Source organism: Marinomonas primoryensis (assembly GCF_013372285.1).
Taxonomy (GTDB): Bacteria; Pseudomonadota; Gammaproteobacteria; order Pseudomonadales; family Marinomonadaceae; genus Marinomonas; species Marinomonas primoryensis.
The window spans coordinates 570,154-584,689 of sequence record NZ_CP054301.1 but is presented as its reverse complement, the minus strand read 5'-3'; the positions used below and the strand labels follow the sequence as shown (position 1 = coordinate 584,689).

Here is a 14,536-nt window from a genome sequence, read left to right as displayed (position 1 = left end):
GCTCCTTCTATCGAGAGATAGAAAAATAAATAAATAAAAATGGATAAACGAAAATACGGAATCAACCTCACGTAATTGCGCAGTAGTAGGATCATAGTTTAAAGTACGATGAAATACCTGTTTATATGCCATTCTTGAATGGGATATTTTTTCATTAAAAAAAACAATCATTGAGATAATATATTGCAAAACAAAAGCAAAGGCTTCGCAACTATTTCTGACGTTGCTAAATACGCAAAAGTAGGCAAAACAAGTGTTTCACGCTATCTCAATGGCGAACAAGATAAGCTGTCAGACCCCTTACGTGAAAAAATATATCAAGCAATTGAGCACCTTGATTTTCGTCCAAATCACTCTGCCAGAATGCTAAAAGCAGGGCATTCAAAGCTTATTGGACTGCTACTGGCGGATGTTACTAACCCATACTCCATTGATGTCCTTCAGGGCATAGAGCATGTTTGTCGACGCGAAGGTTACATGCTAATGGTATGCAACACAGACAATCAGAAAGAGCTACAAGACAGCTATTTAACATTACTCGAAGCACATCGAGTCGATGGCATAATCGTCAATACCGCCGGCATGGCACAAAAACAAATCACCAATTTGAAGCGAATCTCTTGCCCTTTGGTTCTCGTCGATCGGATCGATACTTCGCTTGGATTTGATACCGTTGGGCTAGACAACGAAGCGGCTGTCAAAGAGGTATGCACACATCTACAAACAAAAGCCTACCAATCCATTTTGGTGGTGACGGAGTCCATCGCCATAGACCCTCGCCAAGCTAGAGTCGACGCGATTAAAGCGTTCACCCGAGAAAACAACGACATTACCTGTGAGATTATTGAAATCGAGAAAATGAGTGTGGATTTGCTCATCAAGGTTATTCAAAACTTTATCGATTCACACCCAAATCGCAAAAAAGCCATTTTCACGACCAACGGCGTAGCGATGATGAGCACCGCGAAAGCCTTGAAGCACCTCAACATGCACATTGGCTCAAACATCGGCTTAGTCTCTATCGATGATCCAGAGTGGGCGCAGCTTTTTGAAGGCGGTATCACCGTTATGCGCCAGCCTACAAGGGTCATAGGACAAACCGCTTGCGAGCGTTTACTGGCGAGAGTCCAGGGCAACAACGAACCTGCGCAACACATTAAGCTCAAAGCCGAACTCGTTATTCGACAATCGACCTAGTTCATTCCGAACACAAAACACTCCAAATAAGATAGAAAGCAATTAATAGACTCTATCCATGGAACCGATTCCATGATATCGTTTTTAGCCTAAAGTGCGATCATCATAATCATAAAAAACCGATCCATAATGGAGCTATCATGAAAAAAATATTGACACTGCTAACCGCAGCCGCTGCCATCACACTCGCTGGATGTAGCGAAGATTCTGCTAAGTCTGACACCGTAAAACTCGTCGTTGCCCACAATCAAACTAACCTTTCAAGCCCATACCAAACAGGAATGCTTAAACTGAAGGAAGTGGCCGATAAATCAGGCTTTTTTGATGTAGAAGTACACGCAGGAACCATAGGTACCAATGAGAATGAGTTGGTTGAAAAGCTGGTTCTTGGTGGTGCAGACATGGTTTTGGTTTCTCCCGGTTTTATGACGTCATCTGGCATTGATGAAGTTGATCTATTCTCTTTGTTATATTTATTTAATGACTACAGCCACTGGGAAAAAGTAGTGGATGGAAAAGTAGGTAACGATATAGCGGACATCATCTACACCAAATCAGGTGAAAAATACCGTGTCGCGGCTTACTGGACAGCCGGTGTGCGTCATTGGTATGGTAAACAACCCGTCAACAGTTTTGCCGATGTCAAAGGCATAAAAATCCGCACTCAGACGTCAGGTGTGGTGTCTCAATATTGGAAAGAGATCGGTGCAGTTCCAACCTCCGTTGCTTGGGCTGAGTTGTATCAAGCGTTATCCAGCAACGTTGTTGACGCCGCTGAAAACGCCTACCCCTATTTCATCCCGATGGAACATCATAAAACCAACAATGGTAAGTATATTTCTGAAACCGGTCACGACTTCACGACTCGCTTGTTGCTTGTTCGTAATTCCGTTTGGGAAGGCTTCACCAATGAACAGCATGCTGCCTTCGATCAAGCAGTGACCGAAGCGACGAAGGCAGAGCGTCAAGCTCTGTACAGTGAAGAGTCGACTTATAAACAAAAAGCCATTGATGATGGCGCTATTATTAATACGCTAGATCGCACGCCTTTCATCGAAAAAGCACACTCAATTCAAGACCAATGGGCGGCCAAATACGGCATGACCGACGTACTTGAAACCATTCGTCAGACTAAATAACACTCGCTGCTGGCTCCGAGCCTCCCTCGGAGCCTAAAGGATGTATGGTATGCAAATACTGACTAAATTCATTGCCAGACTACAAATCACATTGGGCGTTTTGCTCCTTGTGATTTTTTTAGCTTCCACTTTAACCCAAGTTGTTACCCGCTATCTTGGTATCTCCGTGTTATGGACAGAAGAAGTGGCGGTTAACTCCTTTATTTGGGCCATGTTTCTCGGTGCGGCCGTCATGGTAAGAGAAAATAAACATTTTGGATTTGATGTTCTGACACACTATTTCAAAGGCACAAAACGTTCAATATTAGTTATTTTTCAAAATCTAATCATGTTGATATTTTGCCTATTATGCTCTCTTTACAGCGTTGAAATTACTCAAGCCTTTTGGCATTCTCGCTGGATCAGCATCCCCGAATTCCGTCAAGGTTATGTCTGGCTCATCATGCCAATCACCTTCATTAGCTCCAGTGTTTATCTACTGGATAACATCTACAACGAAGCAAAAACATTGTCTTGCTTCAAGGGGGCTTCATGGAACTTGCGATAATCACTCTACTATTTATCACTCTTATCATTATTGGAATTCCCATTGCCTTCTCCATTGGCATTGCGTCCTTGGTCGGCATTGGCACCATGACTGGTGCACCAACCACCATGATTCCAATGAAGATGTTTTACGGTCTTAACTCTTATGTATTACTCGCCGTGCCTCTTTTTGTATTAACCGCGAACATCATGAACAGCGGCCAGATTTCTCATCGATTAATTAACTTTTCTATTGCCTTAGTAGGACGAAAACCAGGCGGTCTTGGGCATGCTAACGTACTTGTATCTATGCTGTTTGCTGGTGTTAGTGGCTCTTCCACGGCCGATACCGCTGGTGTCGGGAAAATCCTAATTCCTAATATGATCAACAAAGGCTACAGTCGCGAAATGTCGGTTGGGGTGACCGCCGCGTCATCGACCATTGGCGGCATTATTCCACCCAGTATCACCATGGTAATTTATGGTGGATTGACCAACACCTCCGTTGGGCGATTATTTATCGGTGGCATGGTACCAGGGGTATTGATCGGCCTAGGGATGATGTTTGTGATTAGTATTATTGCTCGACGCGATAATTTACCGGTGATGGAAAAAATCAGCCGTGCCGAATTCATAGCACTAAGCAAAGACGCCATTCCAGCGATGATCACGCCACTTATCATTATTGGTGGCATCGTATTCGGCGTATTCACTCCAACAGAAGCGGCGGCGTTTTCTGCTCTTTATGCTTACTTAGTCAGCGCGTTTTACTACAAATCCATTAGCCTCAAAGACTTGCCTAAGATTTTCACTGAAACATTAAAGCTCAGCTGCTTATCACTCTTTGCTCTGGCAGCGGCATCCGCACTGGGCGAATTTTTGGGTTACTATCAAATCAACGCGACAGTTTCCAATTTCTTCAGCGGCATTGGCAATAATGAGTATCTGTTCTTATTCATTATTGTGGCCTTCTTCTTATTTATTGGTACCTTCATGGACGCCATTCCTGCCATGGTGCTGTTTGTACCAGTGATTTATCCCGTTGCGCTCACCTTAGGAGTCGATCCTGTTCAGTTAGGAATTGTCGTTATTATTACCCTATCAATCGGCTTAATCACACCACCTTATGGTCTATGTTTGTTGATTGCCAGCGCCATTGGAGAGTTGTCCATAGACAAATCATTCAAAGCAGTCATGCCTTATATTTCGGTCATTGTCTTGGTGCTCGTTGCCGTGATATTTATGCCATTTATTTTGTTGGTATAGCTGAAAAAAAAAAACAATAAGGGATCAACCATTATGCAAAAAAAATCAAAACACGCCTTTGTCACGCTGGGTGAAGCCATGGCGATGTTTGTTGCCAACACTCCAGGCCAACTTGCAGATATCGAAGAATTCCACCGTTCGTTAGCCGGTGCCGAGGTCAATGTCGCCATTGGCATGGCACGTTTGGGCTTTGAAGCCAGCTACATTAGTAAAGTCGGTAAAGACAGTTTTGGTGAGTTCATTCGCCAAGCCATTAGCAAAGAAAATATTTGCAATGACTGGATATCTGTAAGCGCCCAGCACGCAACGGGCTTTATGTTGAAATCGAATGTGACCGATGGCAGCGACCCAAAAGTCGAGTACTTCCGCCGCAATTCAGCGGCGTCCACATTAAGCGCGGTAGACATTGACGCCAGCCTTTTCAAAACTGGCGCACATTTACACCTAACTGGCATAGCTGCAGCGGTATCCGTACCAATGCGAAACGCTGCAAAACACGCATTGGAGCTCGCTAAGAAACAAGGATGCAGTGTCTCTTTTGATACCAACTTGCGCCCCTCCCTATGGTCCGATCAAGCCACCATGGTAGCGACAATCAATGAATTTGCCTTCGCCAGCGACATTGTCTTACCTGGCATAGAAGAAGGTAAAATACTCACAGGCAGCGACCAACCAGAAGCCATTGCAGATTTTTACCTTCAGCAAGGCGTCAAAGCGGTTATCGTAAAGCTCGGTAGTGACGGCGCGTATTTCAAAACCAGCTCAGGCGAGTCGGGTACTGCCGCAGGTTTTCCTGTCACTAAAGTAGTCGATACCGTGGGCGCGGGAGATAGTTTTGCGGTGGGAATTATCTCAGCATTGCTTGATGGTAAAACCATGGCGCAAGCCGCTCGACGTGGAAATCTGCTAGGCTCATTAACGGTTCAAGTTCGCGGAGACAGCGAAGCGCTACCGACTCGCGCTCACTTAAATAGTTTAGAAAAGAACGAGTTAGAAAAGGAATAATAGGATGAAGAAAAAAGTAATTTTATACCGAGACATTCCAGCACAAGAGCGCCAACGACTAGATAACCAATTTGATATCACTTTCTTCAATGGCATCAACGAAGAAAATAAAGACGCCTTTATCGCCGCCCTTGCCGACGCGGAAGGCTTAATAGGCACCAGCACGAATATGAGTTCAGAATTTTTAAGCCTTGCCCCTAAGCTAAAAGCCGCATCGACGATTTCCGTCGGTACAGATCTATACGACTTGAATTACCTAACCGAGCGTAGCATCCCCTTAATGCACACACCGGGTGTACTGAACGAAACAACCGCCGACACGCTTTTCACACTCATTATGTGTACGGCTCGTCGCGCTGTCGAATTATCAACCATGGTGCGAGAAGGCCGCTGGACCAGCAACGTAGGCGAGGCGCTTTACGGCACGGATGTACATGGTAAAACCCTTGGCATCATTGGCATGGGTCGCATTGGTTACGCCATCGCCAAACGTGGGCATTTTGGTTTTGACATGAAGATTCAATACAGTAACCGCAGTCGTAATTTGGACGCAGAAAAAGAACTCAATGCCACTTATATGGACATAGAGTCACTGCTTAAAACATCTGATTTTATCTGTGTGATGACGCCATTAACGCCTCAAACAGAACGTCTCATCGGAGCCAAAGAATTCGCTATGATGAAAGAAAGCGCCATTTTCATCAACGGCTCTCGTGGCAAAGTGATCGATGAAGCCGCTCTTGTCGAAGCCTTAATCAATGGCACCATTCGCGCCGCAGGGCTAGACGTATTTGAAGTGGAACCGTTACCGGCCAGCTCTCCTCTTTGCAAACTAGACAACGCGGTACTGTTTCCACATATTGGCTCTGCGACCACAGAAACGCGGCTTAAAATGGTAACCTGCGCCGTAGACAACCTGATCAATGCACTCAATGGTGACATCTCTCAAAACTGCGCGAATAAAAAGCAACTCAACAGGTAGTCTTTGGCTACCTGTTCTTTTTTCCTTTCTTAGTCATTTACCTGGTTATCTTATTATAAAACCGTGCGCAATCTAGAAAAGCGCGCAGCATCAATAATTGACCAAAGGTGCAATATACCGCCAATCAACCACATAAAGAACAGAATCACCGTTGCCCCTAATGCATAGCTCACAAAGACCGTTACAAAAAAGAACAGCGCCATAAAAATACGCCCCTGAACCAACTGACCTAATCCAGGAACAAAAACACTACAAAGTGCGGCAAGTACATTGCCTCCAGAACCTTGACCCGACATAAGCATTTCCATCGTAAAAGCGATTAAATAGACAGCAAGAATAATGACAAAACAATTAAATGAAAAGTCCTCTCATTCAAGAGACCCTGTTAAAAATATTCTTTCTTATCCTGGTAAGCCTGTTTAATGTGCTCTATCAGTAACTTTAACTTCTCTGGCAAATATTTAGTAAAAGGGTAAATAGCGTAAACCCCAAGCCGTCGAGGCTGAAACTCCGGCAAAATAGCGACCAGTTTGCCCTGTTGCAAATCTTCATAAACACAACAACGCGGGACATAGACGATACCAAAGCCCGACAAAGCGGCTTTGCGTAAAGCTTGGGCGTTATTGGTCGCAAAACTGCCGCTAATACGAACGCTTTCTTCAATGCTATTTTTTGTAAAACGCCAATCAAAAGACCCTTGCGCTTGGTAGGTATAAGCCAAACAGTTATGGTCTTTTAGTGCGTCTAGACTTGAAACGTCGCCATGTTTTTTAAGATAGCTCGGTGAGCAGCAAACCACCCAATTAGATTGAATCAAAGGCTTGGCAATCATGCTCGAATCTTCAAGCTTGCCGGTGCGAATCGCAAGATCGAGCCCTTCTTCCACCAAATCCACAAAGTCATTTTCAAGGCGCATATCGACGGTGATGTTCGGATATTGCTGACAGAATTCCGCAATGGCTTCCGCTAAAAGTAATTCTCCTGAAATCGTCGGAACCGAAATGTTAATACTGCCACTCAAGCCTTGGCTAAACGCCGACACCGAAGCGACGGCATCACTCACTTGGCCTTCTATATTTTTGGCATGAACGTACAAACTTTCGCCCGCTTCCGTCAAGCTGAGTCGTCTTGTCGTGCGATGGATCAGTTGTACACCAAGATCTTGCTCTAGCTTACTGATGCGCTTGCTCAGTGCAGGCGTCGACAAACCCGCGTATTGCGCGGCTTTATTGAACGAACCTGCGTCGGCGACATTCACAAAAAGCGTTAAATCTGCAGCGTTCAAAGCACTTGCTCCTGTTTTATTACGTCGTTTTTAGAAAGAGTTTATTATTTTATGTCGTATTTATTATAAATCAATCAAAGACTATGATTAGGAATAACAAATAGACTCGACTAAAAAGGAGCAAGATCCATGCGTCTTAAAGACTGCCACAACTTCCACGATTTTCGTATTCTGGCTAAAAAGCGTTTACCCAGTCCGATTTTTAACTACATTGATGGCGGCTCTGACGATGAATCGACCTATCGCCGCAACACCGCCGCGTTCGAAACCTGCGACCTAGTACCAAGCGTTCTGACAGGCGTAAAAGACGTTGACCTGTCTGTCACCGTCATGGGGCAAAAACTTAGTCTTCCCGTCTATTGCTCACCCACCGCATTACAACGTTTATTCCACCACGATGGCGAAAGAGCCGTTGCCAATGCTGCCGAAAAGTACGGCACCATGTTTGGTGTATCGTCCCTTGGCACCGTCAGTATGGAAGAAATCGCCAAGCAAACCACCACGCCTCAGGTGTATCAGTTTTACTTTCATAAAGACCGCGAATTGAACCGCGCCATGATGCAACGGGCCAAAGATTCCGGCGTACAAGTGATGATGTTAACCGTCGATTCGATCACCGGTGGCAACCGAGAACGAGACCTTCGCACCGGTTTTTCCATTCCCTTTAAATTGAATTTAAAAGGCATGTTGCAATTTGTTCTAAAACCCATGTGGGGCATTAACTACGTCACGCACGAACCATTTAGCCTGCCTCAGCTTGATAAACACGTAGACATGGGCAACGGAGCCACCTCCATTGGCGATTACTTTACCAACATGCTCGACCCTTCAATGAACTGGGACGACGTGGCGGAAATGGTGAAATTCTGGGACGGACAATTCTGTTTAAAAGGCATCATGAGCCGAGAAGACGCACGCAAAGCGGTCGAAATTGGCTGCACTGGCGTGGTCATTTCCAACCATGGCGGACGTCAGCTTGATGGCTCTCGCAGCTCATTTGACCAACTGGCGGAAATCGTCGATGAAGTGGGCGATGAAATAGATGTGATCTTTGATAGCGGCGTACAACGCGGCACCCACGTACTCAAAGCCTTATCTCTTGGGGCAAAAGCCGTCGGCATCGGCCGCATGTACTTATATCCACTCGCCGCCGCCGGACAACCCGGCGTAGAACGTGCCCTAGGTTTGATGAAAGCCGAACTCGAACGCGATATGAAACTCATGGGCAAAACATCGATTGATCAGCTCAATAGAGAAAACCTGCGGTTTCGGTCTTAGACCAGTCCTCTCCCCTTATCTTCGAGGGGAGGGGTATATAGACCGACTACATGGTTTACAAAGCAATACTTCGAAACTGCCGCCAATCTCATCGAAACGCCACTTATGTTAACCAGACAGCAAATTGAGGTAGTGGTTTTTGTTAAAGCCAAAACTACAACTCCCCCACTAAGTCCCGCCATTGTTGGCGATACAAATTCAGCAGAGGTTTTATCTGTGCTTCGCACATGACGAGGCTTAGGCGGCCTTTTAGTTTTAAGCTTTTGTTAGACAGCAATGCTGCGCCGCCGGAGGCGTAAATCCTATTTGTTCTTAGAAAAATACGGAAAAGCCCACTAGGAATCACTGATCTTTTTATACAAATATTTACGGCAGGTTTTTTCATCTATTCGGTTGATAGTAAACACTAAAATACCAATGACCACGATAGAAAATACAATCCTCCCCCAAAATATCGTGGTGAAGTTTGCGCCGATCAGAAGAACCAGTAATGTGTCTTCAATCAGACTGTGAAGTAGATTGAGCAGCATCATGGCGACAAAAATATCCCTTGGCGAAATGTGGCCTCGTTTCGCTTCATTAATCAGCAAACCGCCACCAAAAGAAACACCGAGTGTGATGCCAACGATAGCCAAATTCGTGGCTTCACGACTGATGCCAAGCATCGACAAAATGGGCTTAAGTAAAATCCCCATGAGCTTTTCGATACCCAACAGTTTTAAAATACGCAGAAAAGTAATCAGCACGGCAATCACAACAAAGATCATCACTAGGCTTTGAAGCTGATCCATTGCCCAGGCAAGATAGCTTGGGTCACTGGTTGGAGCATGGCGCCAAACGATGTCGGCCGGCGTATTTAACAAATCCCCGCTTTGGTAAATTTTATGAAAAATCCAGCCCATTAATAAACTGCCACCAAGACGAATAACCAGCGTCACCACGATCCCAACGCCTGCTTTTTTAGCGACAGCGGCTTCTAAAGGCAACGAATGCGCGAGCAATAATAAAATCCCCAGAACGGACACTTGGGCCACGGTTAAATCCGTGTCCATGCTCATAAACACCACCAGCCCAGCGTACATATTGGTCACGATTGTGGTCGCCCATACTAAGCCCATTTCACTGGGCAAACCTACCAACGACATAACAGGGCTCAGCCATTGGCTCAGTAACACGATGCCGCCGAATTCTTCTATGATTTTGATGATAATAATCATCGGGATCATGATTTTATAAAGCGTCCATGTGACGTTAAGAATCTCTTTCCACAGACCATTCAATAAAAGCCCAACCAACACCATTATTTGTTTATGCATCGTCTTATTCCAAAGAAAATAATGTAACGAATCTTATGTGTATATCAAAAAATATGCCTATTAATACAATCAAAAAAAGATATTATTATTTCTAAAACCTCTTTTTATAAGAAATTTTATATCTAAAAGCATTAATTTTGAGAAATTTATGGAAATAGACAACTTAGACCGGAAAATTTTAACCATCCTCCAGCGCAACAACCGTATCGCAAATATTGATTTGGCCGAAGAGGTTGGTTTGTCGCCACCAGCTTGCCATAAAAGAGTAAAGCGACTCAGAGATAACAACATTATTGTCGGAGACGTTTCCTTGGTGAACCCTGAGCTAACCGGCAATAAGTTGACCTTATTGGTATCGGTAGAAATGGAACGTGACCGTAAAGAAATATACGATGACTTTAAACGGTCCATCAGCAATGCCACAGAAGTGAGGCATTGTTATCAAATAACCGGTAGTTACGATTTTATGATGATCGTCATCGTGCCAGACATTCAAGCTTATGAGCGGTTTGTAGATCGAGTGATCCACACAGACACTAACATTCGAAAATTCCAAACCTCTGTTTCGCTTCGAACAGTAAAAACCACCACCCAAATTAACCTAGACGAATGATCAACACGACGCCATGAGTTTATTAGGTGGATGAGTGGTGACGTTTCAAATCAATAAGGAAAGAATCAGTAAGTATCGCCTAAAAGGCCGTGATGCTGCGGCTAGGGGAAAGAGACGCTGGTACCTGTTTAATTTATTCAACATACTGTCGCCATTAAACAGACAAATAAGAGCGCTTCAATACAATGGACACAGAAACAAAAACACTGAGTCGAGCTGGGCTGATCATACTAATGGCGGGGCAACTACTGCCCTTAATCGATTTTTCCATTGTCAATGTGGCGCTGGCTTCTATTGCAGAATCATTGGATGCCAGTCACCTTCAACTAGAATTGATGGTCGCAGCGTATGGTGTTGGCTTTGCCGTGTGCTTGGCAATGGGCGGACGTTTAGGCGATAACTTCGGGCGTCGACGTTTATTCATCATGGGCGTCTGGGTATTTGGCATTGCGTCACTGGCCTGTGGTTTGTCCTCTTCCATTACTGGACTACTTATCGCTCGGGTCGCGCAAGGTGTTGGCGCGGCCATGATAGTGCCGCAAATTCTCGCCACCATTCACGTTACATTAACGGGTAAACGTCACTCTTTTGCGATTGGCTCTTACGGCGCCGTGGGTGGATTGGCGTTTGTGCTTGGGCAAGTTTTAGGGGGCTTTTTAGTCTCGGCTGATGTGGCAGGCTTGGGTTGGCGCAGTGTGTTTTTGATCAACATTCCCGTGTGCATCGGTATTCTTATCTGTGCGCGTATTTGGGTACCAGAAAGTCGATCAGAGCACCCTGCCAATGTAGATTGGACAGGAACATTCGTGCTCGCAGCGGCATTGCTTTGTTTATTGATTCCTGTCGCCTTAGGGCCAGAATATCATTGGTCATGGCCTTTCTTAACCATGCTTGTGTGCGTTATTCCTCTTTTGTATTTACTGTGGAAAGTTGAACTCCAAAAAGAAAAGAATGGCCGTTTTCCATTAATGCCACCGCGCTTGCTGCGTCTGCATTCCATTCAATTCGGCATTATTTTAGCGGTTCTGATGTTTTCCAGTTGGAGCGGTTTTATGTTTTCGGTCGCCCTTACGTTTCAGTCTGGTTTAGGGAAATCTCCATTAGAATCAGGCAACGCTTTCATTATGCTGGGTCTGTCCTTTTTTATCGGCTCCCTTTACAGCGCCAGAATTTCGGATCGAATTGGTAAGCTTAATACACTATTTTTAGGCTGTGCATTACAAATGCCCGCGTTACTTACCTTGGCATGGACCTTCTACCATTTCTGGCCCAATATCGGCGTCACCACATTATTACCGACCACCTTTTTTATTGGTGTTGGGCAAGCTTTCATCGTCGGGAGTTTCTTTCGGATTGGCTTATCAGAAGTCTCTAAAAAAGACGCGGGAGCCAGCAGCGCCATGCTTACCACGGTTCAGCAAGCCGCATTTGGGTTTGGTTCGGCATTACTTGGCACCATTCTTTACCAAACCTTCGAGATGACGCAAAGCCACCAAACGGCCATCGCCACCGTCTTGATCGCCGAATTCGGTTTGATGCTAGCGTTAGTGATTGCCGGGCTTTTCTACCGCCGTCGATTGCATAACCTATAGCGTCATAACAAGATCAAACAGTTGGAAATCCAGCCATTTATATGGCGTTTAACCGACTCTGCAAAGAGAGCGTTAAACGCTTAGGGTTCACCGCAGTCAAGGTCACCGAATCACATTGTTGGAATTGACTGAATGTTTTAATGGCTTCGACAAAGGAGTGAATCACCAAATCATCATCCAAGCCCTGTGTGTCTAGATACAAAAATTTGATTTCTAAGCGGCGCTCTTTTCGATGAGCCTTGCAATCCATTCGTCCAATGAATTCGCCCCGAAAAAGCAGCGGTAAGGAAAAGTAGCCATATTTCCTCTTGGCTTCTGGCACATAACATTCGATCTGGTAATCATATTGAAATAGATGCTTGAGCCGATCACGCTGAATGACGCTGTTATCGAATGGTGACAAAATATGCAGGCGGTTGCTCAAATTTGGCAGGCGACGCTCAAGCGCACCCGTTTCTATGAAATACACCTCACCACTACTAAGCTGAACTTGCTCTAACACGCCTTGCGCTAAACGCTCGTTAACCAAAGACTTCACTGCGTTACGCAGCGCTGTATTGCGGCGTAAATAGGTTAACCCTTTCAGTGATACAGCCCCATGACAACGAAGCTGTTGATCGACCATATGCGTGACAAATTCTTCCATACTCGGCATGGTTACGTTGGTGGAAGAGGGGAAAACTCGCTCGGTTAAATCGTAGTTTTTTTGAAAGCCAACGCGATCCTTCACCATTAGATCACCTTCCATGAACAACTGTTCCAGCGCCTTTTTAGCTGGTTTCCAGTCCCACCAGCCTGCGCGATTACTGACTTTGGTTTCGACGTCTCGGGAACGCAACGGTCCTTCCGTACGAATTCGCTCTAATAGCTCCGCCATCAGTTTTCTATCAGGATTTTTATTCCAATGAGTTTGACCACTTTTAATCGCGTGCTTATAAGGTAGGGAAAAACGAAAGTCATCAATAGGAAGAAACGCCGCCGCGTGAGACCAATATTCGAAAATATCGCCCTCAATCAACATCTTATTTATCATCGAAGGGTCAAACTTGGGCACTCTAGAATGAAGCACATGGTGATGTGCCCGCTCCACCACAGAAATAGTATCGATCTGAACGTAACCTAAATAACTCACTGCCTTACGTGCGCCAGCCAAGCCGCTACCAAACGGACTCGTCTGTAACAAGCCTTGCGACGACAAAGCCAGGCGACGAAGGCGAGCAAGGTCTTTGGTGTATTTAAGTTCGATCATGGTTGTGTGACACCTCATTGGAGGTTTAACAAATCAGATTTGACAAACAATCGCGCCGGTTGTGCGCTTTTCCCAATTCTTTAAGGTGACTGAGCGATAACCCTGCATAATGTCATCCGCAACAAAAGACGTAATGCCAACATGGTCCAATAAGGCTGTCATGACAGACTCAGCCGCTCGTACTGCGCCATCATCACACTTTAACGCAATGGCAAGTTTTAGCTCAGGAATCGCAGCAATATAAACACCTTCTGCCCCAACTTTAAGGAATACGCGTTGCTGCAATACCCTCATCATGTCTGTGCAATAACGCTCGGTTCCCGCCACCATAAAAGGATGCTTCACCACGGCGTCATATAAGGTTTTACAGGCTTGTTGTCGTTCTGCTGATAAGCCTTCAGGACTCGCAAACTTGGCAAACGCTAAGGCAAGATTCGTCAATGGCATCGCCCATGTTGGAGCGGAGCAACCATCTGGCGACCAAGGCGCTGTGCTGTAATCGTACTCGCACATCTGAGCCATGGTATCTGAAATTTTCTGCTGGACAGGATGATCAATACCAATGTAACCCTGCGATGGCACATCAAGCAATTTGGCTAGCCCCAGCATTCCTGCATGTTTGCCAGAGCAATTATTATGCAATTGATTTGGTTTTCTCCCTTCCCCTGCTAGCACATAACCTGACTCGACACGCATCGGCCAATGACAGCCACATTCAAAGTCCGTTTCAAAGGAGGTAAGTTTATCCAACATACTTTGCACCGTGGCAACATGCTCAGGCTCGCCATTATGAGACGCACAACAGATGGCAATTTCTTCGTCGCTAAAAGAAAATTTCTCGGCTCCACCCATCTCAATAAAAGCGAGTGCTTGCATGGCTTTTATTGCACTACGCGGGTAAACCAACGCATCGACATCCCCCCAAGATTCCACCACCGCACCGTCGCTTGAAACAACAACCGCCTTGATATTATGTTCACTTTCAACAATACCGCCGCGCATCACTTTCACAGAAAGAGGAGAAGAGAGTGAAGCGGAATGAGTGCCATGCTGCATAGGATGGTTCCTTTATCTAACAATGGAAGTGAG

Annotated in this window: 14 protein-coding genes; 9 read left to right on the top strand and 5 right to left on the bottom strand. The window is 45.3% G+C overall.

Going from position 1 to position 14,536, the window contains the following annotated elements:
* Nucleotides 1-183: 183 nt before the first annotated feature.
* The 6 genes from MP3633_RS02660 (at nt 184) to MP3633_RS02635 (ending at nt 6,114) form a co-directional block, all read left to right on the top strand.
* Nucleotides 184-1,197 (top strand): LacI family DNA-binding transcriptional regulator, encoded by a 1,014-nt coding sequence (locus MP3633_RS02660; protein WP_244959791.1) that lies wholly within the window; start codon nt 184-186, stop codon nt 1,195-1,197.
* Between the two features lie 140 nt (nt 1,198-1,337).
* Nucleotides 1,338-2,336, top strand: a complete 999-nt coding sequence (locus MP3633_RS02655) for a TRAP transporter substrate-binding protein (RefSeq protein WP_112136580.1) — start codon at nt 1,338-1,340, stop codon at nt 2,334-2,336.
* A gap of 49 nt (nt 2,337-2,385) precedes the next feature.
* A complete protein-coding gene (locus MP3633_RS02650) occupies nt 2,386-2,883 on the top strand; it encodes a TRAP transporter small permease (protein WP_176334370.1) in 498 nt (165 codons plus the stop codon).
* Nucleotides 2,868-4,127 (top strand): TRAP transporter large permease, encoded by a 1,260-nt coding sequence (locus MP3633_RS02645; protein ID WP_176334369.1) that lies wholly within the window; start codon nt 2,868-2,870, stop codon nt 4,125-4,127. Before MP3633_RS02650 ends, MP3633_RS02645 begins: the two co-directional genes overlap by 16 nt.
* Nucleotides 4,128-4,160: 33 nt before the next feature.
* Nucleotides 4,161-5,132, top strand: a complete 972-nt coding sequence (locus MP3633_RS02640) for a sugar kinase (protein WP_176334368.1) — start codon at nt 4,161-4,163, stop codon at nt 5,130-5,132.
* A gap of 4 nt (nt 5,133-5,136) precedes the next feature.
* Nucleotides 5,137-6,114 carry a 2-hydroxyacid dehydrogenase gene (locus MP3633_RS02635; protein WP_176334367.1) on the top strand — a complete coding sequence of 326 codons (978 nt, stop codon included), beginning with the start codon at nt 5,137-5,139 and terminating at the stop codon, nt 6,112-6,114.
* A gap of 53 nt (nt 6,115-6,167) precedes the next feature.
* On the opposite strand, the gene MP3633_RS02630 is transcribed toward MP3633_RS02635, so the two are convergent.
* The gene (locus MP3633_RS02630) at nt 6,168-6,410 is read right to left on the bottom strand and encodes a hypothetical protein (RefSeq protein WP_176334366.1); all 243 of its coding nucleotides are present in this window, start codon (nt 6,408-6,410) and stop codon (nt 6,168-6,170) included.
* An 89-nt stretch (nt 6,411-6,499) separates the two neighbouring features.
* Nucleotides 6,500-7,399: a LysR family transcriptional regulator gene (locus tag MP3633_RS02625; RefSeq protein WP_176334365.1), complete on the bottom strand. Its 900-nt coding sequence runs from the start codon at nt 7,397-7,399 to the stop codon at nt 6,500-6,502.
* A 129-nt stretch (nt 7,400-7,528) separates the two neighbouring features.
* Between MP3633_RS02625 and MP3633_RS02620 the strand changes: the two genes are divergently transcribed.
* On the top strand, nt 7,529-8,677 hold the full coding sequence (locus MP3633_RS02620; RefSeq protein ID WP_176334364.1) for an alpha-hydroxy acid oxidase: 1,149 nt from the start codon (nt 7,529-7,531) through the stop codon (nt 8,675-8,677).
* 335 nt (nt 8,678-9,012) lie between these two features.
* On the opposite strand, the gene MP3633_RS02615 is transcribed toward MP3633_RS02620, so the two are convergent.
* Nucleotides 9,013-9,993 (bottom strand): hypothetical protein, encoded by a 981-nt coding sequence (locus MP3633_RS02615; RefSeq protein ID WP_176334363.1) that lies wholly within the window; start codon nt 9,991-9,993, stop codon nt 9,013-9,015.
* Nucleotides 9,994-10,141: 148 nt separating this feature from the next.
* Between MP3633_RS02615 and MP3633_RS02610 the strand changes: the two genes are divergently transcribed.
* Both MP3633_RS02610 and MP3633_RS02605 read left to right on the top strand, forming a co-directional pair.
* Complete coding sequence (locus MP3633_RS02610) at nt 10,142-10,606, top strand: Lrp/AsnC family transcriptional regulator (RefSeq protein WP_176334362.1); 465 nt, start codon at nt 10,142-10,144, stop codon at nt 10,604-10,606.
* Between the two features lie 185 nt (nt 10,607-10,791).
* Nucleotides 10,792-12,198 (top strand): MFS transporter, encoded by a 1,407-nt coding sequence (locus MP3633_RS02605; protein ID WP_176334361.1) that lies wholly within the window; start codon nt 10,792-10,794, stop codon nt 12,196-12,198.
* A gap of 37 nt (nt 12,199-12,235) precedes the next feature.
* On the opposite strand, the gene MP3633_RS02600 is transcribed toward MP3633_RS02605, so the two are convergent.
* Together MP3633_RS02600 and MP3633_RS02595 are read right to left on the bottom strand one after the other, a co-directional pair.
* Complete coding sequence (locus MP3633_RS02600; RefSeq protein WP_176334360.1) at nt 12,236-13,447, bottom strand: winged helix-turn-helix domain-containing protein; 1,212 nt, start codon at nt 13,445-13,447, stop codon at nt 12,236-12,238.
* A gap of 33 nt (nt 13,448-13,480) precedes the next feature.
* Nucleotides 13,481-14,503, bottom strand: coding sequence for an asparaginase (locus MP3633_RS02595; RefSeq protein WP_176334359.1), 1,023 nt, complete (start codon nt 14,501-14,503; stop codon nt 13,481-13,483).
* Nucleotides 14,504-14,536: the final 33 nt, after the last annotated feature.